General features: G+C 72.4%; 22 protein-coding genes and 3 tRNA genes. 13 read left to right on the top strand and 12 right to left on the bottom strand.

What is annotated here, in order from left to right:
• Nucleotides 1-64: 64 nt before the first annotated feature.
• From AB0D04_RS22900 to AB0D04_RS22865, 8 genes are all read left to right on the top strand, one after another.
• On the top strand, nucleotides 65-4,777 hold the full coding sequence (locus AB0D04_RS22900; RefSeq protein ID WP_362706273.1) for an alpha-(1->3)-arabinofuranosyltransferase family protein: 4,713 nt from the start codon (nucleotides 65-67) through the stop codon (nucleotides 4,775-4,777).
• Nucleotides 4,774-6,255 carry a condensation protein gene (locus AB0D04_RS22895; protein WP_362706237.1) on the top strand — a complete coding sequence of 494 codons (1,482 nt, stop codon included), beginning with the start codon at nucleotides 4,774-4,776 and terminating at the stop codon, nucleotides 6,253-6,255. The genes AB0D04_RS22900 and AB0D04_RS22895 overlap by 4 nt, the downstream gene beginning before the upstream one ends.
• Complete coding sequence (locus AB0D04_RS22890; RefSeq protein WP_362706235.1) at nucleotides 6,252-7,037, top strand: class I SAM-dependent methyltransferase; 786 nt, start codon at nucleotides 6,252-6,254, stop codon at nucleotides 7,035-7,037. The genes AB0D04_RS22895 and AB0D04_RS22890 overlap by 4 nt, the downstream gene beginning before the upstream one ends.
• 197 nt (nucleotides 7,038-7,234) lie before the next feature.
• Nucleotides 7,235-8,290 (top strand): DMT family transporter, encoded by a 1,056-nt coding sequence (locus AB0D04_RS22885; protein ID WP_362706232.1) that lies wholly within the window; start codon nucleotides 7,235-7,237, stop codon nucleotides 8,288-8,290.
• Nucleotides 8,287-8,553 (top strand): Trm112 family protein, encoded by a 267-nt coding sequence (locus AB0D04_RS22880; RefSeq protein WP_362706229.1) that lies wholly within the window; start codon nucleotides 8,287-8,289, stop codon nucleotides 8,551-8,553. Before AB0D04_RS22885 ends, AB0D04_RS22880 begins: the two co-directional genes overlap by 4 nt.
• Nucleotides 8,550-9,392 carry an FkbM family methyltransferase gene (locus AB0D04_RS22875; protein WP_362706227.1) on the top strand — a complete coding sequence of 281 codons (843 nt, stop codon included), beginning with the start codon at nucleotides 8,550-8,552 and terminating at the stop codon, nucleotides 9,390-9,392. The genes AB0D04_RS22880 and AB0D04_RS22875 overlap by 4 nt, the downstream gene beginning before the upstream one ends.
• Entirely contained in the window at nucleotides 9,376-9,993 is a 618-nt protein-coding gene (locus tag AB0D04_RS22870) for a hypothetical protein (protein WP_362706224.1), read from the top strand. Before AB0D04_RS22875 ends, AB0D04_RS22870 begins: the two co-directional genes overlap by 17 nt.
• Before the next feature lie 292 nt (nucleotides 9,994-10,285).
• Nucleotides 10,286-11,314 (top strand): rod shape-determining protein, encoded by a 1,029-nt coding sequence (locus AB0D04_RS22865; RefSeq protein WP_362706222.1) that lies wholly within the window; start codon nucleotides 10,286-10,288, stop codon nucleotides 11,312-11,314.
• Nucleotides 11,315-11,399: 85 nt separating this feature from the next.
• On the opposite strand, the gene AB0D04_RS22860 is transcribed toward AB0D04_RS22865, so the two are convergent.
• From AB0D04_RS22860 to AB0D04_RS22845, 4 genes are all read right to left on the bottom strand, one after another.
• The gene (locus AB0D04_RS22860) at nucleotides 11,400-11,996 is read right to left on the bottom strand and encodes a histidine phosphatase family protein (RefSeq protein ID WP_362706219.1); all 597 of its coding nucleotides are present in this window, start codon (nucleotides 11,994-11,996) and stop codon (nucleotides 11,400-11,402) included.
• An 11-nt stretch (nucleotides 11,997-12,007) separates the two neighbouring features.
• Nucleotides 12,008-12,412, bottom strand: coding sequence for a thioredoxin (gene trxA / locus AB0D04_RS22855; RefSeq protein ID WP_362706217.1), 405 nt, complete (start codon nucleotides 12,410-12,412; stop codon nucleotides 12,008-12,010).
• A gap of 267 nt (nucleotides 12,413-12,679) precedes the next feature.
• The gene (locus AB0D04_RS22850; protein WP_362706214.1) at nucleotides 12,680-13,468 is read right to left on the bottom strand and encodes a maleylpyruvate isomerase family mycothiol-dependent enzyme; all 789 of its coding nucleotides are present in this window, start codon (nucleotides 13,466-13,468) and stop codon (nucleotides 12,680-12,682) included.
• Between the two features lie 185 nt (nucleotides 13,469-13,653).
• Nucleotides 13,654-14,016, bottom strand: coding sequence for a cupin domain-containing protein (locus AB0D04_RS22845; RefSeq protein WP_362706211.1), 363 nt, complete (start codon nucleotides 14,014-14,016; stop codon nucleotides 13,654-13,656).
• A gap of 355 nt (nucleotides 14,017-14,371) precedes the next feature.
• Between AB0D04_RS22845 and AB0D04_RS22840 the strand changes: the two genes are divergently transcribed.
• Entirely contained in the window at nucleotides 14,372-15,097 is a 726-nt protein-coding gene (locus AB0D04_RS22840; RefSeq protein ID WP_362706208.1) for an MBL fold metallo-hydrolase, read from the top strand.
• An 84-nt stretch (nucleotides 15,098-15,181) separates the two neighbouring features.
• Here AB0D04_RS22840 and AB0D04_RS22835 read toward each other — a convergent pair whose 3' ends face one another.
• From AB0D04_RS22835 to AB0D04_RS22815, 5 genes are all read right to left on the bottom strand, one after another.
• Entirely contained in the window at nucleotides 15,182-16,636 is a 1,455-nt protein-coding gene (locus AB0D04_RS22835) for a hypothetical protein (protein WP_362706205.1), read from the bottom strand.
• A 28-nt stretch (nucleotides 16,637-16,664) separates the two neighbouring features.
• On the bottom strand, nucleotides 16,665-17,138 hold the full coding sequence (locus AB0D04_RS22830; protein ID WP_362706202.1) for a MaoC family dehydratase: 474 nt from the start codon (nucleotides 17,136-17,138) through the stop codon (nucleotides 16,665-16,667).
• Nucleotides 17,139-17,248: 110 nt separating this feature from the next.
• The gene (locus AB0D04_RS22825) at nucleotides 17,249-18,772 is read right to left on the bottom strand and encodes a long-chain fatty acid--CoA ligase (RefSeq protein ID WP_362706200.1); all 1,524 of its coding nucleotides are present in this window, start codon (nucleotides 18,770-18,772) and stop codon (nucleotides 17,249-17,251) included.
• 18 nt (nucleotides 18,773-18,790) lie between these two features.
• Complete coding sequence (locus AB0D04_RS22820) at nucleotides 18,791-19,660, bottom strand: amidohydrolase family protein (RefSeq protein ID WP_362706271.1); 870 nt, start codon at nucleotides 19,658-19,660, stop codon at nucleotides 18,791-18,793.
• Nucleotides 19,661-19,665: 5 nt separating this feature from the next.
• On the bottom strand, nucleotides 19,666-20,613 hold the full coding sequence (locus AB0D04_RS22815) for an SDR family oxidoreductase (RefSeq protein ID WP_362706269.1): 948 nt from the start codon (nucleotides 20,611-20,613) through the stop codon (nucleotides 19,666-19,668).
• Nucleotides 20,614-20,892: 279 nt separating this feature from the next.
• Here AB0D04_RS22815 and AB0D04_RS22810 point away from each other — a divergent pair, with 279 nt between their 5' ends.
• Nucleotides 20,893-21,381, top strand: coding sequence for a MarR family transcriptional regulator (locus tag AB0D04_RS22810; protein ID WP_362706197.1), 489 nt, complete (start codon nucleotides 20,893-20,895; stop codon nucleotides 21,379-21,381).
• A gap of 270 nt (nucleotides 21,382-21,651) precedes the next feature.
• Here the strand turns inward: AB0D04_RS22810 and AB0D04_RS22805 are convergent.
• The 3 genes from AB0D04_RS22805 to AB0D04_RS22795 form a co-directional block, all read right to left on the bottom strand.
• Nucleotides 21,652-21,728 (bottom strand) — tRNA-Ile (locus AB0D04_RS22805).
• A 222-nt stretch (nucleotides 21,729-21,950) separates the two neighbouring features.
• Nucleotides 21,951-22,023: transfer RNA gene (locus tag AB0D04_RS22800), tRNA-Asn, on the bottom strand.
• 5 nt (nucleotides 22,024-22,028) lie between these two features.
• Nucleotides 22,029-22,101, bottom strand: a tRNA-Asn gene (locus AB0D04_RS22795).
• Between the two features lie 263 nt (nucleotides 22,102-22,364).
• Between AB0D04_RS22795 and AB0D04_RS22790 the strand changes: the two genes are divergently transcribed.
• The 3 genes from AB0D04_RS22790 (at nucleotide 22,365) to AB0D04_RS22780 (ending at nucleotide 24,893) form a co-directional block, all read left to right on the top strand.
• Complete coding sequence (locus AB0D04_RS22790) at nucleotides 22,365-22,664, top strand: YtxH domain-containing protein (RefSeq protein ID WP_362706195.1); 300 nt, start codon at nucleotides 22,365-22,367, stop codon at nucleotides 22,662-22,664.
• A gap of 50 nt (nucleotides 22,665-22,714) precedes the next feature.
• Nucleotides 22,715-24,196: an FGGY family carbohydrate kinase gene (locus AB0D04_RS22785; protein ID WP_362706193.1), complete on the top strand. Its 1,482-nt coding sequence runs from the start codon at nucleotides 22,715-22,717 to the stop codon at nucleotides 24,194-24,196.
• 73 nt (nucleotides 24,197-24,269) lie between these two features.
• Nucleotides 24,270-24,893 carry a hypothetical protein gene (locus tag AB0D04_RS22780; protein WP_362706190.1) on the top strand — a complete coding sequence of 208 codons (624 nt, stop codon included), beginning with the start codon at nucleotides 24,270-24,272 and terminating at the stop codon, nucleotides 24,891-24,893.
• Nucleotides 24,894-24,949 lie beyond the last annotated feature (56 nt).

Raw genomic sequence — 24,949 nt, 5'->3', positions numbered from 1 at the left:
CCAGGCACCAGAGGGGTCCCCGATGTCCCGGACCTCCCCGACGGCACGGACGCTTCAGATGTCCATGTCACCGGGATCGCCGGACACCGGCGACAGGCCGACGCCGTCCCCGGCCGCCCCGCCACCGGGCGAACCCCGCCGCAGGCGCTGGCTGTTCGCCTTCTGGGCCCTTGCCCTGGCCGGCTTCCTGGCCCCCTCACCGGGAAAGATGACCTTCGAGACCAAACTGGGTGTCACCACCGACCCCTGGAAGTTCCTCGGCGACCTGGGCCAGTTGTGGCACGACCGGGCGGGCTTCGGCGGCATCGCCGACCAGTACTTCGGCTACGCCTTCCCCACCCTCCCCTACTACGGCCTGGCCGATCTGGCGCACCTCCCCGTCTGGCTGGCCGAGCGGCTGTGGATGTCGCTGATCGTCACCGCCGCCTTCTGGGGCGCACTGCGACTGGCCGAACGACTGCGCTTCGGCACCCCGCCCACCAGGCTCCTGGCCGCCGCCTGTTACGCGCTCTGGCCGACGTTCACCCTCGTCATCGGGTCCACCTCCGCCGCCGCGCTCCCCGGCGCGCTCCTCCCCTGGGTCCTGCTGCCCCTGACGAACCCGCAGGCCGGAGCCCGTATCGCGGCCACCCGCTCGGCGCTGCTGATCCCCTTCATGGGCGGCGTCAACGCGGCCTCGACGCTGGCCTCCCTGTTACCCGTCGGCCTCTACCTGCTCTCCCGTACGGGAGACCTCCGCCGGAAACTGCTCGCCTGGTGGCTGCCGGGCGTCGTACTGGCCACCGCCTGGTGGGTGGTCCCCCTCCTCCTGCTGGGCATCCACGGCGAGAACTTCATGCCGTTCATCGAGCAGGCGGACACCACCACCGGCACCATGTCCGCCACCGAGATGCTGCGCGGCGCCGGCAACTGGGTCGGCTACCTCAACTTCGGCGAACCCTGGCTGCCGGCCGGCTGGACCATGACGGCCAACTGGTTCGCGGTACTCGGCTCGGCGCTGGCCGCGGCCCTCGGACTGGCCGGGCTGGCCCGCCGCGATCTGCCCGAACGCCGCTGGCTGCTGCTGACCGTACTGACCGTCGCGCTGATCACCCTGGCCGGCTACGGCGGTGCGCTCGGCGGCCCCGTACACGGCCTGTGGCAGGACTGGCTCAACGGCCCGCTCCGCCCGTTCCGCAACATCTACAAATTCACCCCGGGGCTCGCGCTGGCGCTCACCCTGGGCCTGGCGCATCTGCTGCACATCGCCACCGAACGCCGCGGCACCCGCAGGATCCCCGTCCGCCGCCGGCTCCCCCTCGTGACCGCCGCGGTCGTCCTGCCCGCCCTCGCCCTCCCCTTCCTGACCGGCACCGTCCTCCAGCCCGGCGCCTTCACCAAGCTGCCCTCCTCCTGGGAACGGACCGCGAGCTGGCTGCGGACCCACTCCCCCGACAGCCGCGCCCTGGTCGTCCCCGCCACCGCCCACGGCATCTACACCTGGGGCTCCCCCATCGACGAACCCCTCGATGTGCTCGCCGAATCCCCCTGGGCGCAGCGCGACTTCGTCCCCTTCGGCACCCCCGGCGCCCGCCGCGCCCTGGACGCCGTCGAACAGGCCCTGATGACCGGCGCACAGGTCCCCGGCCTGCGGGACCACCTGGGCCGGGCCGGCATCCACGACGTCGTCGTACGCAACGACCTCGACCCGGACCAGATCGGCTACGTCCCCCCGCAGACCGTCAAACGCACCCTGGAGGCGTCCGGCTACCGCAAGGCGGCTGCCTTCGGGCCGCTGACCACCAGCGGCAGGATCCCCGCCGGGGCGCCCCTCCAGATCCAGGGCCTCTACCCGCGCCAGCGCTCCGTCGAGATCTACGAGCCCCGGAACACCCCGAAGCCCGGCCCGGTCACCGCCAAGGCCGTCGCGGACACCGCACAGCTCAGCGGCGGCCCGGAAGCGCTCCTCCAGCTCTCCGCCGACCCCACGCTGCGCAACCGGCCGACCGTCCTGACCGGCGACAACCACCCGGGCCTGGGCACCGTGCCGCTCCAGCTGACCGCCGACGGCCTGCGCCGCGCCGACACCCGCTTCGGCCTCGTCAACAGCAATACGTCGTATACGTACACGGCCGACGAGACGAACCACCCCGACAGCGTCCAGGACCCCGGCCGCCCACCCCGGCAGATCCTGCCGACCGACGGCATCGGGCACCAGACCACCGCCGTGCTCCGCGGCGCCACCGCGGTCACCGCCTCCACCAGCGGCAACTGGCTCTTCCATCTGCCGCAGTACGACCCCGTCAACGCCTTCGACGGCAACCCGGACACCGCCTGGGCGGAGGGCAGCGCGGGCGACCCCGTAGGTCAGTGGATACGTATCGCCTTCACCAAGCCGCTCTCCATGCCCTCCTCCTTCTCCCTCACCCCACTGCCCGGGGACGGACTGCGCGCCGCACCGACCTCCGTACGGGTACAGACCGACCGCGGCAGCGTGGACAGTCCGCTCCGCCCGGACGGCACCCAGCAGCAGGTCAAGGCACCGGCCGGAACCGCGAAATGGCTGAAGCTCACCCTCCTCGGCTCCCAGACGCCGCGCGCGGGGCTCTCAGGTGCGGGCTTCCGCGAGATCTCCGTCCCCGGCGTCCAGGTCACTCGACTTCTTCAACTCCCCACCGATGCACAGGGTTCCCGGGCAGCGAGTCCCCGGACGGAGAGTTCCCGCGCCGAGAGCTCCCGCGCGGAGAGCTCCGCCGAGACCTTCTCCCTCCACCGGGGCAGCGACCCCGGCGGCCTCTCCCCCGTCTCCGCCGAGACCGGCCTGCACCGCCAGTTCCGTACGGACGCGAGCGCGCCCTACGCCGTCTCCGGCAAGGCGCTGGCCGTCCCCGGCCCCGAACTCGACCGGCTGCTGGACAAGATCGCCCCCGAGCAGAAGGACCGGATCACCGCCACCGCGGACTCCACCAGCTTCGGCTTCGGCCAGTCGCTCAGCCCCCGCAATCTCGTCGACGGCGACCTGACCACCGCCTGGATCGCCGGCGACCGCCCCACCCTCCATCTCCGCTGGCCCGGCAAGAAGAAGATCGACCAGATCGTGCTGGCCGCGGCCGGCGGCATCTCCACCCGGCCCGAACAGATCCTCATCAACTCGCCGGACGGCGCGGCCACCGCCGGCGTCGACGAGAACGGCCAGGCCCGCTTCGACCCGATCACCACCGACCGCCTCGACATCACCATCAGCAAGGTCAAGCCGCTGACCATCCACAACCCGGTCGCGGGCCAGGCCCTGCAACTGCCGGTCGGACTCAGCGAGGTCTACCTCCCCGCACTGGATGCGTACCGCACCCCGCGGCCCGCCGCCGACAGACGGTTCTCGGTCGGCTGCGGCCAGGGCCCGATGCTCGCCGTCGACGGCGTACTGCACGCCACCAAGGCCTCGGGGTACGTCCGCGACCTCACCGAACGGCGCCCGGTCACCGTCGAGTTGTGCGCCGGGGAGGCGCGCGACGGACGCCTGGAGCTGCCGTCCGGGCGGCACCGGGTGGAGGCCGGGGACCAGGGGCCGCTGGCTCTCACGGATGTGACCCTGACCAGGGGAGATGCGGCGGCCACCGCCGGGGGCCCGGCGCGCAGGGTCACCGCCGGGGACGGGGCGGGCGACCGCCGTACGGTCACCGTCGGAGCCGGCCGGGCCGTCTATCTCCAGATGTACGAGAACGTCAACGACGGCTGGCACGCCACCCTCAACGGCCGCGCGCTGACCCCGCTCCGCCTGGACGGCTGGCAGCAGGGATTCCTCGTCCCGGCCGGCGCGGGCGGCACCGTCGAGCTGTCCTACGCCCCGGCCACCACCTATGACCTGGGGCTGATCGGCGGCGCGGCGGGCGTACTGCTGCTCGTCGCGTCGGCCCTGATACGGCGCACCCCCCGCACACCGCCGCCCGCCCCGGTGACACCGCCGGCCCCGTCGTGGGTGCTGGGCGTAGTGGCCCTGACGGCCGTGGTGGCCCTCGCCTCGGGCCCGTTCGCCGTGATCGTGCCGCTGCTGGCGGTGCCGGCCCGGTTCCGGCGGGGCCTGCTGGTGCCGATCGCGCTCCTGGCCATGGCGGCCGCGGGGATCACCGCCGCCCTGAACGCGGGCGAGCCGATCGCCGCGGACCGGGGGCCGTTCAGCGCCGTGGCCCAGGGGTTCGCCCTGGTGGCGCTGGCAGCGGCGGTGGTGACGGTGCCGGGTGGCGGCGGAGCTGCCGGGCCGGGACAACGGGGGGCGGAACGGGATCCGGGCGGGGGCGGCGGCCCGCAGTGGTGGGGTGCGGACGGTGGGCCGGGGGGTGCTTCTGGGCCGGTTCCTGGGCCGGGGGCCGGGCCGGGGGCCGGGCCGGCTGCACGCCCTGGGCCGGCACCGGGGCCGGCCCCCGGTCCGGCTGCACCTTCCGGTCCGGCTGCACCTTCCGGTCCGGCTGCACCTTCCGGTTCGGCTGCTCCTTCCGGTTCGGCTGCTTCTCCCGGTCCGGCTGCACCTTCCGGTTCGGTCTTCGACCCGGGGGCGCCCCCTGCCCCGGCGTCCGGTCCCACTGCCGCTTCCGGGCCGCCTCCTGGCCCGGCTCCCGACCCGGCGGCGCCCCCGCCGCTACCCCGGCGTGCGCGGGACGCGGCGCGGCCGGGGCCCGACGGGACGGCCGCCGCCGGTCGGCCGATCCAGGCCAGGGGACGGACACCGGGCGCCGGCCCGAACTGGGCCGACCGGCGGCGGCCGAACGGGCCGCGGCACAACTGGGAGGAGACCGAGCGATGACCGCACTGCACCAACCCGCCCGGCCGGAACCGGACGGCCGGGACGCCACCCCCACCGGCGAACCCACCACCACCAACAAGCCCACCCTCCCCCGCGAATCGACCATCGCCCGCGTCCGCTTCCCCGTCGTCGACGAAATCTCCCGGCACTGCCTCCAGGGCGACGAACCGGAAACCGTCCATATCGAGGTGCACCTCCCCGGCCGGGTCGACCACGAGCGCCTGCGTACCGCCTTCCACCAGGCCCTCACCCGCCACCCCCGCATCCTGATGCGCCAGGCCCCGGTCCGCTGGTGGCACCGCCGCTACGAGTGGCAGCTCACCGCCGGCCCGGACGTGGACCCCGTCGCCTTCCCGCCCCCCGGCCCCGACGCCCTCGTACGCGCCCGGCAACGCGCCCTCACCGACTGCCCGTCCCTGGAATCCTCCCCGCCCATCCGCCTGGAGGCGATCGAGCACCCGGACGCAGCGGACGGCACCGTCCTGCTCCTCACCGTCAACCACACCGCGCTGGACGGCCCGGCCTGCCTGCGCGTACTGGCCACCGCCGCCGAGCTGTACGGCGGCGCCGACAACTCCCCCGCCCCGCCGCCCGTACGGGCCCCCGAACCCCGTACCCACCGCACAGCCCGCCCCGACGACAGCACCCCGGCCGTCGGCCACGGCCTCACCCGCCCGTCCCGGATCGCCCCCGACACCGGCACCCCCACCACCTCCAGCGGCGCGAACTCCATGGACGGCACGAACGGCATGCTGATCACCGACCTGCCTGTCCCGGCCCGCCCGCCGCGCATCGACGGCCGGGCGCCGTACACCGTCAACGACCAGCTCCTCGTCGCCACATGCCTCACGGTCGCCCGCTGGAACCGGCTGCACGACCGGCCCACCACCCCGGTCCTGGTCACCATGCCCGTCGACGACCGCCCGCGCGACAGCGAAATGCCCATCGGCAACGGCACCCGGCTGGTCTCCGTCGGCTTCGGCCTCGAGGAACGCCGGGACGCCGATCTGCTCAGCGCCGATCCGCCCGACCCCGGTGCCGTCGCCCTGCTGCTGCGCCGTACCGCCACCCGGACCCGCGCCCTCAAATCCGCCCCCGGCTCCCCACTCGGCCTGAGTGGAACGGTGTTGACCGCACCCCTCCTGCCCGTCGGCGTACGCGGGGCCGCCACCCGGGCCCTTCGCACCGCCGCCGCGCCGTGGACCTCCACCACTCTCCTCTCCAACATCGGCCGCATCCCCTACCCCCTCGACTTCGCCGACGCCGGGCGGCCGACCGCGGTGTGGTTCTCCGCCCCGGCCCGGATGCCGCGCGGGCTGACCGTCACCACCGCGTCCGTCGGCGGCCGCATCCAGCTCGCGCTGCGCTGGTCGCACGCCCTCCTGGACGACGCGGCCGGCGCCCGTCTCGGCGCCCTCTTCGCCAGCTCCCTCGCGGCCACCGAATCCCTCGCGGCCACCGAAGGAGACGCCCGATGACCCGGCCCGCCGTCGGCACCGCCCAACCCCCGGCAGGACTACGGGACTTCTACGAAAACCCGGCCGTTCCGGTGGCGTCCGGCGCCGCGCGCAGCCGACGCCAGGCCCAGCTCCTGGCCCGCGCCCTCGGGCCCGTACGCACTGGGGCACCGGCCGCGACCATCCTGGACATCGGCTGCGGCGACGGCACCGCGGCCGCCACCGCGGCGGACGTCCTGGCCGGGCACCGCCTGGTCGGCGTCGACTGGTCCCAGGACGCGCTGCGCCGTGCCACGACCCGTATCCCCTATGCCGTACGCGGTGAACTGACCGACGGCGGGCTGCCGTTCGCGGCCGGCTCCGCCGACGCCGTCCTCTTCAGCGAGGTCATCGAGCATCTCGTCGACCCCGACGCCGCCCTGGACGAACTGCACCGGGTACTGCGCCCCGGCGGTCATCTGATGCTCTCCACCCCCAATCTCGCCGCCTGGTACAACCGCGGACTTCTGCTCGCCGGCGTCCAGCCCGTCTTCTCGGAGGTGAGCCTGCGCCGCATTCACGGCCGCCCCGGCAGCCAAGTCGTCGGCCATCTCCGCCTCTACACCGCCCGCGCCCTGCGCAGCTTCCTCACCGCATCCGGCTTCGAAGTCCTCCGCATCGCCGGCGCCCCGTACCACGACGTCCCCCGCCCCCTCCGCCCCCTCGACCGCGCCGCCTGCCATATCCCACCCCTGGCCTCCATCCTGCTCGCCCACGCCCGCCGGAAAGGCCCGTCCCCACCACAAAAATTTTACAGAGAGTGAGAGACCTCAGGAATCAATCACTCTCCGTAATTGTTGCCGGAAAAGAAAGGAGACCCCACGAGGCAAAGGCACGACACGAGAACGAGGCAGAGGCAGAGGCACGACACGAGGCGCGTCAGGAGGCAGCCGGACCACCCAAGGCGGAGACCGGACGGCCCAAGACGGAGAAGCGGAGAAGCGGAGAAGGGAGTGCAGCGATGCTCTGGTGGGGCGTGGCGTCCGCGCTGCTCGCCAACATCCTGTACAGCACGGGCTTCGTGCTGGAGAAGCGCGCACTCTCCGCGCTGCCCGCACTCAGCACCCGCCGGCCCGCCCGGGTCATCCGGCACCTCCTCGGCAGCCCGCTCTGGATCGGCGGCTCCCTCGCCCTGGCCGCCGGTTTCGCCGCCCAACTCGCCGTCTACCGCACCCTCCCCATCGCCGCCGCCCAGGGCATCTTCGTCTCGGGGCTGGTCCTCCTGCTGCTGCTGTCCTCGGTGGTGCTGGGCGAGCGGACCAGCGGCCGGGAGCGGCAGAGCATGGTGGCGATCCTTGTCGCGCTGGTGATGGTCGTCGCCTCCCTCCAGGGCAGCGACGCCAGGACCATCGCCCGCACCGCACCGCCCGGCACGCTGCTCGCCATCGCCGTGCCCTCGCTGGCCGCGGGGCTGCTGCTGTACGGCTCGGCGGAGCGGCGCGCCAAACGCCGCCATCGCCTGCCTACCGCGGGCGTCCCCTACGGGGTGGCCGTGGGCCTGCTCTACGGCGTCAGCTCACTGGCCATCAAGGGTGTCTCCGGCCTGCTGACCACGCACAACATCCCGGCGGCCACCGCAGAGCTGTTCCGCTCGCCGTACCCCTATCTCCTGCTGTTCACCGGGGCCACCGGTCTGGTGCTGTCCCAGACGGCTCTGCAACGCTGCCGCGCCTCCGTCATCGTCCCCGTCTGCTCCACCATCACCTGCGTCTTCACCGTCGCCTGCGGGACCGTCGCCTTCGGCGAACCGCTGCCGGCCGATCCCGTACGGCTGGCACTGCGGCTCGGCGGCACGGCGGTGGCGCTGACCGTCCTGCTGGCCCTGCCCCGTCACGACGCCCCTGCACCCGCACCCGCACCCAGGCCTACTCCTCCCGCCTGCGGACCTCCGGCGCCCACGCCCACTCCCGCAGCCACGCCCGCGCCCCGCGCCTGCGATCCCTTCGCTCCCGACAGCAACCGCACCCAAAGCCCCCGGACAGGAACCGCCCACCGTCACACCGGAGTTGAGTCATGAAGTCCGATGACCCGCTGCTGAAGATCCTTGCCTGCCCGCTCGACAAGGGGCCGCTGGACCTTCTCGCCCCCGATGATGTCCTCTACAACCCCCGGCTGCGGCGCCGCTATCCGATCCTCGACGGCATCCCCCAACTTCTTCCCTCCTCCGGGGAACAGGTCACCGACGCCGAGCACGAGCGCATCCTCGGCCGGCTCACGGATGTCGCCCCGCCCGACGGCGCGGCTCCCACGGCCGGCCCCGGCCCGGAGGCGCGGTCGTGACGCTCGCCGCGCGGCTGGAGCCGTGGTTGCCGGGGCGGCTGGTGGCGGCGTTGGCGGCCGGGATCTATCCGCGGTTCGAGCCGGAGCTCGGTCGGCTGGCCGACTTCTGCCCGGCGGGCGGTACGGCCGTGGACGTCGGCGGGTGGCTGGGGCCCTGGACCCGGCGGCTGGCCCGGCGCGCGGAACGGGTCGTCACCATCGAGCCCGTCCCGCGTCTGGCACGGCTGATCGACTCCGTCACCCCGCCGCATGTCGAGGTGGTCTCCGCCGCGGCCACCGACCACACCGGCTGCGCCACGCTCTGGCTGCCGCCGGACGGCCGCGGCGAGCGCGGGGTCTCCTCGCTGGTGCGCCGCGAACTGCACGGCAGCACCCTCGATGTGCCCTGCCTGCCCCTGGATTCGCTGGAGCTGGCCTCCGTCACCCTCATCAAGATCGATGTGGACGGTGGCGAGCTGGCAGTGCTGCGCGGCGCCGCGCGCACCATCGATCGGGAACTCCCCGCGCTCTTCATCGAGTTGGAGACCCGCATCCAGCCGCTGGCGCCCGTCCTGGACTGGACGGCGGCCCGCGGATATCGCGGCTGGGTCCTGCCGCACGGCCGCTGGACGCCACTGGCCGACTTCGATCTGCCCGCTCATCAGGCCCGCACCTCCCATGTCGCCGAACACGGGCTGCTGCGCCGCTCCCTCGCCCCGCACCGCCGCTACGTCAATTCCGTGCTCTTCCTCCCTGCCGGCATCCGTCCCGGAAGCCCCGCGCCCGCGCCGGCGCGCCCCACCTCCGTGCACGAACTCCCTGGCCTCCACGACCATGTCCATCATGAACCCCGCCACTGACAATGACCCTCCGGCCGGCTCCGCCACCCCCTCCGACCTGCACGGCCCTCTCGCCTTCCAGCTCGTGCTGCTGCGCCGGATGGCCGACCACCAGCCCGGTCTCGTCGAGGACGCGCTGCGCACGCTGGGTGTCTCCCGCGCCGATCTGCGCGCAGCCAACCGCCGCTGGCAGGCGCGGATGCACGCCCCGCGGGCGCCCGGCGGCCTCCAGCCCTATAGAGCGCTGCTCGGCGCCCCCGAGACGGTGCACGCCCGCCGCCTCGGCGATCTGACCTGCGAGGCCCTGACCTGGCCGGTCCCGCTCTGGCCGGATCTGCGGTTCGAGATCCTGACCGCCGCCCGCGGCGTCGTCTGGAACGCTTGGCTCGTACGCACCCCAGGCGCCACCGCCCCCACGCTCCGTACGACCGCGGACCTCACCCCCTGGTCCTGCACCGTCGACGAGGTCGCCCGCGCCTTCCCCCCGGCCCGCCCGATGGAGGGCAGCGCTCCCACCCGCTGGGCGCTGGCCTGTACGGTCCCCGACCCCGACGTGGACGCGGCCCCGCACACGTTGGTCACCGAATTCACCTGGGGACTGTTCCAACGTGTGGTGGATTGACCAAGCGGCTGGCCGGACCTGCGCCGGGTGGTCGGGCCTGCGCCGGGTGGCCGTGGGCCGACCGAAGCGCTCGGGGGGCGCGCAACGCTGGTGGACCAACCCACCGCTCGTGGACCAACCCACCCCTGGACCAACCCACCGCTGGTAAACCGCCCCCACCATCCCCCAACCGGACCTCCCCAACGGGCAGCTGACTGCCGTTCGCCACAAGATGGCCAGGAGTGACCTTCGCGCACGCTCCACCCATCACTGGCCCATCCGGCACCACCGGCCCCTAGGGGAGGAATCCGCCATGACCATAAGCCTCGCCCAGCTGCGGCGCTGCTCCGTTGCCGTCGACCTCGGCGCGGCCCGTACGCGGGTGTATGTCAAGAACCAGGGTCTGATCGTCGACGAGCCGTCGGTCGCGGCCGTCAATGTCCGTACCGGAGCGCTGCTGGCCGTCGGCGCCGAGGCAGAGGTGATGGACGGCCGTACGCCCGACTACATCCGCGTCGTGCATCCGGTCTCCGGCGGCACGGTCGTGGACATCGACATGGCCCAGCGGCTGCTGCGCAACCTGGTCGGCGGCAAGCTGCGCAAGACCTGGCGGCGCCGGCCCTCGATGCGGGCCGCGGTGTGTATGCCGTACGGCAGCGAGCCGCTGGCGCAGCGGGCCGCCGTAGAGACGCTGACCGGGCTGGGGGCCCGGCGGGTGGAGCTGATCGACACGCTGCTCGCGGCGGCGGTCGGCTGCGGTCTGCCGGTGGAGCAGCCGGAGGCGACCATGATCGTGGTGTGCGGGGCGGGCACCACGCAGGTCGCGGTGCTCTCGGTCGGTTCGATCGTGGCCGCGGAGACCGTTCCGGTGGGCGGCAACGCCATCGCCCACGCGATCATCCAGCACATGCGGCTGCACCATGAGCTGATGATGCCGAGCCAGGCCGTACGCCCCCTGCAGCTGACACTTTCCGGCGACGACGCGCACGCGTCCTCGACCGAGGTGCACGGGCGGGATGTGGTCAGCGGCCTGGCGCGCGCCGTACAAGTCGACACCGAGCGGGTGCTGAAGGCCATCACCACCCCGCTGACCGCGATCCTCGACGGCATCGGGGCCGTGCTGCGCAACTGCCCGCCGGACCTGGTGGCCGACCTTGGGGAGCGCGGCATCATGCTGGCGGGCGGCAGCGCGCTGACTCCCGGCCTGGAGCCGATGATCCACCAGGCCACCAGCATGCCGGTGCACATCGCGGACCGACCCGCCACCTGTGCCGTGCAGGGGCTGGGCGCCATGATCGAGGGCAAGGTGGAACCCCTGCACCTCGATCCGTTGGCTCCGTGATCCCGGTATCGCTGCCTGGGGAAATACCGGTATCTCCGCCGGGCCCGTCACTCGGTACGGCCCCGGGAACGGCCCGCCCGTCCGCTCACAGACTCCGGGCGTTCCAGGCGACCACCGCGGGCCGGTCGTGTTCGGTTCCCAGGACGCCGACCGCCCCGGTCTCGAACGTGAACAGCCCGCCCGCGGCGGGCGGCAGTCCGAGCCTGCGGGCGGTCAGTACGCGCAGGAAGTGGGCGTGCGCCACCAGGGCCACGTCCCCCTCGTCCGCCTCGAGCTGCGGCCTGATCCGTGCCAGGACGCGGTCGGCGCGCGCGCCGACCTGCTCGGGCGACTCCCCCGGGTGTCCGGCAGGACCGGGGGTGACGCCGTCGCGGAACAGATACCAGTCGGGTCTGCTGCGGCGGATCTCGGCCGTCGTGATGCCCTCGTAGCCGCCGTAGTCCCATTCCCGCAGGTCAGGGTCTATATCTGGTTGCCCGAGGCCCGCCAGTTCGGCGGTGCGCAGGGCCCGCTGCAACGGGCTGGCGTACACCTGCCCGATCTTCCGGCCGGACAGCAGCGGCCGCAGCGCGCGGGCCTGTTCCTCGCCGTCGGCGGTGAGCGGCAGGTCGGTCCGGCCGGTGTGCCGGCCGTTCCGGCTCCACTCGGTCTCGCCGTGCCGGATCAGCAGCAGCCGGCTCACTTCGCCTGCGCCTACTGCCCCTGCTCGGCCTGCTGGGGCTGCTCGGCCTGCTGGGCCTGCTGGGCCTCGGCGACCGACGCGCGGACCTCGTCCATGTCCAGACCGCGGGCCTGGCCGATGACGTCCTCCAGGGCGGCCTCCGGCAGCGCCCCGGGCTGGGCGAACACCGCGATGTTGTCGCGGACGATCATCAGGGTCGGGATGGACTGGATCTCGAAGGCCGCCGCCAGCTCGGGCTGAGCCTCCGTGTCGACCTTGGCGAACACCAGGTCGTCGTGCTTGTCGGACGACCGCTCGAAGACCGGGCCGAACTGCTTGCACGGGCCGCACCACTCGGCCCAGAAGTCGATCAGGACAAAACCGTTGCCGGAGACGATCTCGTCGAAGTTGTCCTTGGTGAGCTCTACGGTGCTCATACGTGCTTCCCTGCTTCCGGTCTGGGGTCGTTGTCCGGTCGGTCCGGCCGGTGTCCCGTTGCGGAAACGGTCACCATCCGCGCCGTATTCCGCATCCGAGCACCGGACCGTCCCGCTCCCCTGCCCACCGCACGCCGTCCTAGACATCCGATGCGGGTGGAAATCCCCACGCCGGAGGCCGGGCGCGGCCGGTACGGTCCGGCCCGTCCCGTACGGCACCGCCCTGTACGGAACGGCCCTGTAAAGGACCGCACCCACCGCGCCCCCTCAGATCCAGTACGGCGCCTCCGGCACGTCCGTGGCCCCTGATACGGACAGCTGCACCACCGCCTCGCCCCGCCCTGTGATCCAGGCCAGCAGATCGCCGGTCGACCCCTTGATGACGGGTCCGCCACCGCCGCCGATGTCGCGGACCAGATTCCCGTCCGTCGCCTCGATCCGCATTCCCGGCACCCCGTCCCGCCCCGCCAGCGCACCGATGACGTCATCGATGACGTACCGGGCCGCGGACTTTGGCACGTCCCCGAAGGCGTATCCGGCCGCCAGGTCCGCATGGTGCACCTCCAGCTCCCGCAGCCGCGTCGCCACCAGGCTCGCGGGCGTACGCAGCTCCCCGGTACGCAGCCGTACGCGACGCCGCCAGGCCTCCTCCGGAAGCGTCCGCACCGCCTCGTCGAAGCGGACCGCGCCGGCCAGGACGTCCTCGAGCAGCGCGGCGACCGGCCGCCCCGCCCCGGCCTCGATCTCCTCCTCGCGCGCGGCCATGCTCGCGTACTGCGGGATCTCCACCCCCGTACGTGCCCCCTCCAGCAGCCGGCACAGGCTGTCCGAGGCCCGCGCCACATGGGTGATGACATGGCCCCGCGTCCACGGCGGGATCAGCGTCGCCCCGCCTGCCTGTTGCTGCGTGAGCCCGCCGACGGTCTCCACAAACCTCTTCATCGAGGCATCTTCCGCAACCAGCAGCCCGTCATCGGCCGAAGCCGGCCGCCCGTTTTCCGGCACCCCGATTCCCGGCACCCCGATTCCCGGCAGCCCGTTTTGCGACGCGTCCACCCTCTCCCCCTTCTCCCTTACGTAGGGAAACCACCCGCGAGAGACTCGCCGAATTCCACCACTCAGAAACATGATGTCGCATCACGAAACATGTAAGGGCAGCCGTCTGGCCATGTATCGATGCGTCCATCGGCACGTCGGTACGTCGGTCCGTCGGTCCGTCGGTCCGTCGGTCCGCCGCCGCGTCAGCCCTTCGGCTTGCCGTACTCCGTGGCCATGCCGCCCGCGAAGTCGTACACAATGGCCTGCTCGTCCCCGACCACCCAGGCATCGTGCCCGGGGGGACAGACGAAGACATCGCCCGGCCCGATCTCGGCCTCCGAGCCGTCGTTCATCCTGACCCGCAGCCGGCCCTGGACCATGATGCCGTTGTGGTGGACCTCGCAGCTCTCGGTCCCGGTGAGCGGCCCCACCGACTCCGACCAGCGCCAGCCGGGCTCGAAGACGGCCACCGCGAAGTCCAGTCCGGTCAGGTGCAGGGCTTCGAGGTGACCCCTCGGAAAGTCCCGCCGTTCGTCCGGCTTGTCGATCGTCTTGACTTCGATCATGAGGGCGCCTCCTCCAGCCGATCCCCTGTCTTCCATGGTGCGCCGGGGGAAACCGGGCGACCACCGCGCCCGACCGACCCTCCCAGCCGGGACCACAGCAGCGGCAGCACGAGCAACGGGACGCCAATGGGCGGATGGATCGTTGCCTCGCCGGCCCCAGGAACGCTGCTCTCACCGGTCCCAGGAAGAAAGCCCGCCCCGCCCCTAACCTGGAGACACCGAAGCCCACCCCGCCGGAAGCACGAAAGGGCGGACGGGCGGACGGGCGGACGGCCGAAAGGACGTGCTGCACCATGGAGACACGCCTCGATGAAATAGCCGACGGCATCTACCGGATCTCCACTTCGTCCCCGAAGTGGCCGCGCCCGCGGGTTTCACCGTCAACCAGTTCCTGATCGATGCGGAAGAGCCGCTGCTTTTCCCTACGGGCATGCGCCGGCTGTTCCCCGTGGTCTCGGAAGCCGTCGGCCGGGTGGTGCCGCTCGAGCGGCTGCGCTGGCTGACCTTCGGGCATGTCGAGGCGGACGAGTGCGGTGCCATGAACCAGTTCCTCGCCGCGGCCCCGCACGCGGTGGTGGCACACGGCCTGCAGGGATGTCTGGTCTCCCTCAATGATCTGGCCGACCGTCCGCCGCGCCCGATGGCCCACGGCGAGCTGCTCGACCTGGGCGGCAAGCAGGTGCGGCGCCGCGTACGGCATCTCAACACCCCGCATGTGCCGCACAATTGGGAGGCCAGGGTGCTGTACGAGGAGACGACCGGCACGCTGCTGTGCGGCGATCTGTTCACCCATGTCGGCAACGGCCCCGCGGTCACCGGGAACGACCTGGTCGAGGCGGCCCTGGACGCGGAGGCGGTGTTCCGGCAGACGTCCTGTCTGACGGCGGCGGTGGACACCCTGCACTCCCTCGCAGGGCTCGCGCCCAAGACCCTGGCCGTCATGCACGGTTCGTCGTTCCAGGGGGACGGCGCCACCGCGCTGCACGCCCTGGCCGACGGCATGGAGGCACGGTTCAGCCCGGAGACGGAATTCGCCGGCCGTCCGAGCACGCTCGCCGGGGAGAACGCCCCGCCGGAGTGACCCGCCGGAGCGCCGCGCCGGTTCACCCCGCCGGGGCGGGCGCCGCCCCATCAGCCTGACCGCCCCGTGTCACGGCGCCCCACGTCACGGCGCCCTGCGGAACGGATGCGGGGCGAGTGCGACGCCGGGCCGCCCCGAGTGGGCGAGGTCGTACGGCCGCGGATACGGTCCGGGCCGGAAGCGGAGGTAGCGGGCGGGCGTGGCGGGAGCGGACCGCCGGGCCTCGGAGTTGAGGGCGGAGGGGGAGGTGTTGCCCCAGTGGCCGGTGGTGATGCGAGCCTCGACCGTGTGCAGCGCGGCGAGCTGTTCGCCGGCGGAGAAGGTGCAGTGCCCGGCGTTGTCGACGTAGGCCTGGCGCAGCAGGGGCGCGCGTCCGGCGGCGGTGACGGCGCGGCGGTAGGCGCTCTCCGCCTGGACGGGGATCAGGGGGTCGCCCGTGGTGTGGATGTCCAGCTGCGGTGTACGGAGTCGCCCGGTGAAGGCGATGTGCCGTGTCATGTAGCGCACGGCGTCCGGGTCGGCCGTGATGCGGGGTGCGTGTGCGAGGGTGCGCAGGTCCGCGGTGAGCGACCGGCCGGCGGCCCGGTAGAGCGCCTTGACCTCCGGGTAGCCGGCCGAGTGGCGGAGCATCGCGGTGTAGTCGACGCCGGTGTTCCCCGATATGTTGCCGCCGGCCCGTACCTCGGCCTCGTACCGCCAGGCGAAGGCGGGCTGTTGTACGAGGGCGGTGACGGCCTTGTACTGAGCGGCCTGCTGACCGGCGTGGTCGGTGGGGGCGGGGCGCGGCCGGTTCGGGTCGGTCCAGCCGGGGATGTTGTGCAGGGCGGCGGCGAGGGCGATGCGGGCGCGGCCCGCCGTGGTGCGCTGGGCGTGGGTAACGGCGCGGCCCAGGGTCGCGGCGGCGGTGGTGGCCTGCGTCGCGTCCGCGAAGCCGGTCAGGGGGATGCCGGAGCCGGGTGCGAGGAGCGTCTTGAGGGCGTGGACGGGGTCGAGGGTGGAGTTCCAGTTGGCGACGCCGCCCTGGACGAGGCCGCACATGGCCAGGGAGCCGTCGATGCGGCCGGGGTGGCGCTCTGCGAGGGCGGTGGTGACCAGACCCCCGTAGGACTCTCCCCAGGCGAGGGTGCGGCGGGCCCGACCGACCTTCGCGGCGAAGGTGTCGAGCGTGCCGAGCTGGTCGGGTACGGCCTGTTCGGCGGCCCATCCCGTCGTGGCGTAGGACGAGCCGGCGAGCGCGTACCCCTCGTCGAGGAGCAGCTCGTGGGTGGCGGCATCCGGGGCATCGGCCGCCGGGTTGGCGGAGCCCGCCGGGCGGTAGCCGTGGCTGAAGAGCAGCACGGTGCCGTTCCAGTCGGCGGGTACGTCGATGACGTAGGCGGCGCCCGAGGCCAGGGTGCCTTCGAGGTGTTGAGGGCGGGGGTGGAGGCGGGGTGCGGCGAGCGCGGGCGTGGTGCATGCAGGGAGGAGCAGGGCGGCCAGGGCGGCTGCCGTACCGGCTCGGCGCCTTGCGCGGGCGGGGATTCTGATCGGGACACCCATCGGAGGGCTCCTTCCGTGGGGAGGACGGTCAGCCGTAGAAGCGGGACAGACTCCGCAGAACGCAGGCGGGCTTGGCGCCGCCCTCGATCTCGACAGTGCCGTCCACCGCGATCTGCACGCCGCCGGGTACGTCGTCGACGGAGGCGAGCGCGGCGCGCAGCCGGATACGGGAGCCGGCCGTCACCGGGGCGGGGAAACGCACCTTGTCCAGGCCGTAGTTGACCTTTGTGGTGACGCCCCGGACGTCGAGCAGCCCGGTGAAGAGCGGGATGAAGAGGGAGAGGGTCAGATAGCCGTGGGCGATCGGCGCGCCGAACGGGCCGTTCTCGGCGCGGGCCGGATCGGTGTGGATCCACTGATGGTCACCGGTGGCGTCGGCGAAGGTGTTGATCCGCTCCTGGGTGACCGCGATCCAGTCGCTGGCACCCAGCTCGCTCCCGGCGAGCTTCTTCAGCTCGGCCAGGCCGTTGACGGTGAGCGGGGCGGCGGGAGAGAGGGGCATGTGGCGTTCTCCGTACGTGACGTAGGTGAAGAGGGGAGGAGGACAGGAGCACAGAAGGCAGGAGGAGAGGAGCACAGGAGGAAAGGAGGGCAAGAGGTGAGGCCGTACGTTCACCTCGCGCCGTGCAAGCGGCGCAGCTCCGGCTTGAGCAGCTTCCCGGAGGCGGTCCGCGGCAGCGCTTCACCCGCGATGACAACCGACTTGGGGATCTTGTACTTGGCCAGGCGGCCGCGGAGCGCCGCGATCACCTCGTCCGGATCGAGCGCGCTGCCCTCCCGGGCGACGACCACCGCGCGCGGCACCTCGCCCCACTTCTCGTCCGGTACGCCGATCACCGCGCACTCCACGATGTCGGGGTGGGCGAGCAGGGCGTTCTCGACCTCGGCGGGGTACACGTTCTCGCCACCGGAGATGATCATGTCCTTGAGGCGGTCGGCGATGGTGACATAGCCGTCGGCGTCCACCTGTGCGGCGTCGCCGGTGCGGAACCAGCCGTCGGCGAAGGCGGCGGCGCCTTCCTCGGGCAGGCCCCAGTAGCCGGACATGACATGGGGGCCGCTCACCAGGACCTCGCCCGTCTCGCCGGTGCCGGCCGGGGTGAGATCGGGCCGTACGACCCGTACGTCGGTGAAGAAGTGCGGGACGCCGGCCGAGCCCGCCTTGCTGACCGCGTGTTCGGCGTCGAGATAGAGCGCGCCGGGCGAGGACTCGGTCATGCCGTAGCCCTGCTGGAAGGCGAGGCCGCGCTGCGCGTACGCGGCGATCAGCGGCGCGGGCACGGGCGCGCCGCCGCACATCAGGACCCGTAGCGAGGAGAGATCGGCCTGCGGCCAGCGCGGGCGGCGTGCGATCTGCTCGTACATCGTGGGGACGCCGAACATGACGGTGATGCCGTGCCGCTCGATCAGGTCAAGAGTGGCGTCGGGGTCGAAGGATGCGGTGAGGACGCAGGTGCCGCCCTTGAGCAGGACCGGCAGGGTGAGCATGTTCAGCCCGGCGGTGTGGAAGAGGGGGGCGCTGACCAGTGCGGTGGCGTCCGTCGTCAGGTCGGTGTCGACGAGGACGTTGACGGCGTTCCAGGTGATGTTGGCGTGGCTGAGCATCGCCCCCTTGGGGCGGCCGGTCGTGCCCGAGGTGTACATGATGAGGCAGAGGTCCTCGCCCGTGACCGGCTCGTCGAGCGGTGCGGCGCCGTCGGCTCCGGCGATCAGCTCCTCGTAGGCGGGCCCCACTTCGATCACTTCGACGGAGGTGTGCACCGCGGCCGTCGTGGCCGTCGTGGCCGCTGTGGCGAGCGCGGCGCATGAGGGGGCGGATATGAGCGTGCGCGCGCCCGAGTCGGTGAGCTGGTGGCCGATTTCCGGCGCCGCGAGGCGGGTGTTGAGCGGTACGAAGACCGCGCCCAGCGCTCCGGCCGCGAAGAACGTCTCCAGAAAGGCGGGGTGGTTGGGGCCGAGATAGGCGATGCGGTCCCCGCGCCGGACACCCGTTGCGCGCAGTGCACGGGCGAGGCGGGTGGTGCGGGTGTGGAGTGTCGCGTAGCTGGTCGCGGTGCCGTCGTGGAGGAAGGCGGTGCGGTGCGGTGTCTTACGGGCCCGGCGGGCGGGCCAGGACCCGATTCCCTGGTTGCGCATGGGCGGTGCCCTTCCCGGTCAGCCGAGCCCGAGCAGGCGGGCGGCGTTCTCCTTGAGGATCTTGGGGCGGACCTCGTCCTTGATCTCCAGCCTGTCGAAGTCGGCGAGCCAGCGGTCGGGGGTCAGGACGGGGAAGTCGGAGCCGAACAGCACCTTGTCCTGGAGCAGGCTGTTGGCGTAGCGGACGAGCTGCGGCGGGAAGTACTTGGGCGACCAGCCGGAGAGGTCGATGTGGACACCGGGCTTGTGGGTGGCGACGGCCAGCGCCTCGTCCTGCCAGGGGAAGGAGGGGTGCGCGAGGATGATCTTGAGCTGGGGGAAGTCGGCGGCGACGTCGTCGACGTACAGCGGATTGGAGTACTTCAGCCGGATGCCGCCCCCGCCGGGGACGCCCGCGCCGATGCCGGTCTGTCCGGTGTGGAACAGGGCGATGGTGCCGGTTTCCTCGAGCACCTCGTAGAGGCCGTAGACGAGGTCCCGGTCATGGGGGAAGAAGCCCTGGATGCTGGGGTGGAACTTGAAGCCGCGCACCCCGTGGTCCGCCACCAGGCGCCGGGCCTGCCGCACCCCCGCCCTGCCCCGGAAGGGGTCGATGGAGGCGAACGGGATCAGCACGTCGGGGTGGGCGGCGGCGGCCTCGGCGACCTCCTCGTTCGGTACGGGGGCGGTGCCGGTGGCCGACTCGGCGTCCACGGTGAAGACGACCGCGGCCATCTTCCGCTCCCGGTAGTAGGCCGCCATTTCCTCGAGGGTCGGCCGGCGGTTGCCCTCGACCTTGAAGTAGGCGCCGGATGCCTTGTGCAGGCGGTCGTCGAGGGAGGCGTGGCCGCGGGAGGACACCTCGGCGTGCGTATGCACATCGATCGCGGCAAGCTCGGCGACGTTCATCGCGCTCACGCCCCTGCCACCCCCGCCGCCTCCGGCACCTTGGGCGCGGGGACGCCGACGCTCTGCAGCTCGGCGCCGACCGACCCGGGCCACGCGGCCGCAATGCTCCGCGGGCTCCACCCCCCGTCCGCGTACGCCGCCTTGACCTCCTGCGGATGCGACCACAGCGTCAGCCGGTCCCCGCCGATCCCGATGCACTGCCCCGTAACGTCCCGGGCCGCATCCGAGGCGAGGAATGGCACCAGCGCCGCGCAGTCCTCCACCGTGCCGAACCCCTCCCCCTTGCGCAGGAATTCGGGGAGCGGCCGCCCCTGCCGCATCGCCTCGACATACGGCGCGAACGCGGGGACGGTCTCCGTCATCGCGGTCGCCGCGACGGGCACGATCGCATTGACCGTGATCCGCGCCCGCGCCAGTTCCATGGACCAGGTACGGGCCATTGCGGCGATACCGGCCTTGGCCGCCGCATAGTTGGTCTGCCCGAAGTTGCCGCGCTGACCGGCCGGCGAGCCGACCAGGATGAGCCGCCCTCCCTCGCCCTGCGCCCGCAGGTGTACGGCGGCGGCGCGGGCGCAGGTGAACGTGCCCCGCAGATGGGTGGCGATTACGGCGTCGAAATCCTCGTCGGTCATCTTCCACAGCACCCGGTCGCGCAGGATGCCGGCATTGGTGACCATCACGTCGAGGCGGCCGAAGGTCTCGACGGCACGCGCGACGAGCCGGTCCGCGGCCTCGCCCGTCCCGACCGCGGCCACTTCGGCCACGGCCCGGCCGCCGGCCTTCGTAAGGGTCTCGACGGCGTGCGCGGCCGCGGCTTCGTCGATGTCGTTGACGACGACGGCCGCGCCGGCCTGTGCGAGTGCGGCGGCATAGGCAAGGCCCAGGCCGCGGCCGGAACCGGTCACAACGGCGACCTTGCCGTGCAGATCGACGGCGGAGGCGGAGGAGTCCAGCACTGAACAGATCCCTTCAACGGACATCAACTGACTTCGACCGGCTTCAACCGGCTTCGACTTGCCTCGACTGGCTTCAGCAACAAGGGAGTTCACAGACACGGCGGGTCACGGAGAACCGGGGTTCCAGTCGCCCGCCGCCACGGAAAGGAAGCTAGGACAAACAATTGTTGACGTCAATGGTTGTCCTCGACATCGATGCTGCGGCATCCTGAGCACGCCCGTTCAACGCCACGACGCGGCCCCGCTCACGGGGCACCGACCAGGGAGAGCGCCACCATGACCGCCCGGAGAACACCCGCCGCCGCACCGGCCGAGCCCGTCGACGCGCGCGAGCCGTGGATGCGCGGCCTGCACTCCGACACCGGATACCTGCTCTACCGGATCGGCCTGCGCTCCGGACAGCTCTTCAACGCCGCCCTCCAGGAATCGGGACTGCGCCTGCGCCACTACGCGCTGCTGCGCTATCTGGCCACCGTGGAAGGCGCATCACAAAGAGAACTGAGCGACCGTCTCTCCTACGACCCCAGCGCCATCGTCGGCCTCGTCGACGACCTCGAACGCCTCGCCTTCGTCGCACGCCGCCCCGCCCCCGGCGACCGGCGCCGCCGCATCGTCGCCCTGACGGAGGGGGGCCGGACCTTCCTCCGCGACACCGACGAGACAAGCCGGGACGTCACCGAGGAGCTACTCCAGCCCCTGACCCCGGACGAACGCGAGACGCTGCACACCCTGCTGTCGCGCGTCGCCCACCCCGAGGGCACCTGACAGGCCCACACCGACCACCCACCACACCGGCCCCAGCACCTACCGCCGCCGCGACGGTTACCCGTCGCTCGCAGTGGGTAGCCGTTTGATGACCATGCGTAGCAATCGGGACGGACGCGGACACGTGGGCGCTGTGTGCAGCAAAGGGGCGGGGAGGGCGGATGACAGCCGCAGGCCGGCCGGGACGGACGCGAGGGCCGCCACGCCGTGCGTGGCGGCCCTCGTCCGTGCACTGCGCCCGGGTCTGATCGTTTCTGCGTTACCGGGCTGTGGTGGGGCGGGTGGGACTCGAACCCACGGCCGACGGATTATGAGTCCGCTGCTCTAACCGGCTGAGCTACCGCCCCCTCACGGCGCGCCGCGCACATTTGTGCGCGCCGTCTGCCGCAGCATAGCCGCTCATACGATCTGCTGCCCGTGTGGGCTGCCGCTGGGCTGCCTTTGGGCTGCCGTCGTACGGCCCTGCATGCCCAAGAGGACTTCGATCACGGGCGGTTCGGTTCCACGGCACGGGAAATCGGCTCTACGGACAAGAAAAAGGACCCCTTCCGGGGTCCTCGTTCTTTCTGCTCCCCCGACTGGACTCGAACCAGTAACCCTCCGGTTAACAGCCGAATGCTCTGCCAATTGAGCTACAGGGGACTGCGCTCCCCCGACTGGACTCGAACCAGTAACCTGCCGGTTAACAGCCGGCTGCTCTGCCAATTGAGCTACAGGGGATTGCTCTGTGTGCCTCGAATGCACCCTCGTCCGGGTCGCCGGACGGCGTGCGCTCGCTGCGACACATACATTAGCGCAAGCAGGGGGGTGCTCCGCCAATCGGTATCCCCTCGCGAGGCCCCGGGTGACCTCCGGCCCCGCAGGGTAGGCGGGCGGCACAGCCAGGCGGTCCGGTGCGTACCGGCACCGGACGGGATCGAGCGGCATCGGAGCGCGGCGTGCTTCGGCAGCGGCGCGGGGCCGACGAGAGGGAAGGTGGAGCGATGCGCTACCGGCTCACGTTCATCGCGGGACTGGCCATCGGATATGTGTTCGGCACGCGGGCCGGCCGGGAGCGGTACGAGCAGCTGCGCAAGGGCGCCCAGCGGATCGCGCAGAACCCCGCCGTCCGGAACACCGCCGAGTCCGCGGCGCTGAGCGGGCGCCAGGCCGCGACGCGGGCCTTCGGTACGGTTTCGGCCAAGGTGAGCGACCGGCTGCCGCACTCCGTCACCGACCGGGTCCGCTCACTGCGCTACCAGCGCAACAACAACGAGGACGAGTGGGGCACCAGCAACACGTGAGCGCGCCCTGACGCGCGCCATATGCCTCCCATGGGGCAAAATCTGGGGGCATGGGGATAGTCGCCGGGTTGGACAGTTCGTCCGCAAGCACACAGATCGTGGTCTGCGACGCGGATACGGGTGCCGTCATCAGGCGGGGGTATGCGCCACACCCTGTCGAGAAAGGGCCCGAGGCCGATCCGCAGGCGTGGCTGATGTCGCTGGGCGAGGCCGCCGGCCACGGGCTGCTGGAGGGCGTCCAGGCGATCGGGGTCTCGGCGCAGCAGCACGGGCTGGTGCCGCTGGATGCGGAGGGGAATCTCGTCCGGCCCGCGCTGGTCGGCAATGACCGGCGGGCGCAGAGCGCGGCCGCGGATCTGGTGGATGCCCTGGGCGGGCGCAGTGCGTGGGCGCAGGCCGTCGGGGCGGTGCCGCAGGCGGCGCATCCGGTGACCAAGCTGCGCTGGCTGGCCCGTACGGAGCCGGAGAACGCGGCGCGGACCGTGGAGGTCATGCAGCCGCACGACTGGCTGGCGTGGCAGCTGCTGGGGCGGCCCGCGCGGCGTACGACGGACCGGGGCGGGGCCTCGACGACGGGCTTCTGGTCGGCGGCGACCGAGTCGTACCGGCCGGATCTGATCGAGCTGGCGTTGGGCCATCAGGTGCGGCTGCCGGAGGTGCTGGGGCCGTCCGGCACGGCGGGATTCACGCCGGAGGGGCTGCTGATCTCGGCCGGTACGGGCGAGACGATGGCGGCCGCCTTCGGGCTGGGGGTCGGGGAGGGCGACGCGGTGGTGTCGCTGGGCGCCTCGGGGTCCGTGTTCGGGATCCATCACGAGGCGCTGGTGGACCCGACCGGGACGATCACCTCGTTCGCGGACGCCACCGGGCGGCATCTGCCCGTCGTGCACACGACCAATGCGGTGCGGGTGCTGCGGGGTGCGGCGGAGATGCTCGGGACGGATCTGGACGGGCTGTCCGAGCTGGCGCTGAAGTCGTCGCCCGGCGCGTACGGCCTGGTGATGCTGCCGTATCTGGAGGGCGAGCGGACGCCGCATCTGCCGCACACGGCCGGGTCGTTGCACGGGATTCGGCGGGAGAGCATGAAGCCGGAGCATCTGGCGCGGGCGGCCGTGGAGGGCATGCTGTGCGGGCTCGCGGATGCACTGGACGTGCTGCGCGGGCGGGGCATGGCGGTGCGCCGGGTGTTTCTGCTGGGCGCGGCGGCGGAACTGGGCGCGGTGCAGGCGGCGGCGCCCGGACTGTTCGGGGTGCAGGTCGTGGTGCCGCAGCCGGCCGAGTACGCGGCACTGGGCGCGGCGCGGCAGGCCGCCTGGGCCTGGGGCGTCGCCCACGGCACCCTCGCCCCCGCCGCCGGCGCGGAGGCCGCACCGGGCGGCGGATCCCCGTGGGTCGACCCGCCTCAGTGGCCGGCGGCCGCGAGCCAGGTCTTCGAGCCGGGCGACGGCCTGGCGGTCGGCCAGGCGGTGCGCCAGCAGTACGGTGCGGTACGGGACGAGGCCCATCCCGGGGCGTTCCAGCGGGGGGCGTGAGCGGGGCCATCCTGCCCTCGCCGTAGGGCAGTTGCGCGCAAACGCTCCTGGACGGCACCGCTAGGGTCGGGGCATGGACGCGTCAATGAGCTCTCTGATCGTTGCGGTGGTCGGCGTCCTTGGAACCCTGGTGTCCGGACTCCTCGCGCACCGCGGCGCGCTCCGCTCCAAGACCCTCGAGCTCCGGCACGCGGCTCAGGAGCGGCGGGACGAACGTCGGGCTCAGGAGCGCCGTGAGCTGACCGAGACGCGGCGTGCCTCGTACGCAAACCTCAACCAGAGCCTGCGGCACTTCCACGCGGCGCTGTTCCGCCGGTACCAGGATCTCGCCGCCGGACAGGCCGACGGAGATGCCTGCGGACAGCCGCCCCCCGAGGTGGACGACGCACGTCAGGCACTGCGCGACGTCTACGCCGAGGCGCAGATGGTGGCTTCCGACGAGGTCCTGAAGACCGGCGGCGGTGTGGTCCATCTGCTGTCCAGGATCCAGCGGATGCTCGACCCGCTGAGGCGCGAGCAGGGTGCCCGGGAAACCCTCCTGGAGGAGGCCAGGGACGGACTGGAACGCGCTTCGGAGGGTCTCTACGAGGTCCGGCAGACCATGCGGAAGGATCTCGGCATCACCGAGCTGCCCATCGCGAGACCGGACGGGTACGGCGTCCCGCGAGCCCATGGGAACGGCAGGTCACCGGCGTGATGGCGCCGGGGTCCGGACGAGTGGGTCCGCGGTCCCGTCGTACGGCCGCAGGCGGA

The sequence above is a fragment of the Streptomyces sp. NPDC048483 genome (assembly GCF_040651455.1).
Lineage (GTDB): Bacteria > Actinomycetota > Actinomycetes > Streptomycetales > Streptomycetaceae > Streptomyces.
The sequence above is the reverse complement of the archived record's forward strand: the minus strand, read 5'-3'. Positions and strand labels throughout refer to the sequence as shown.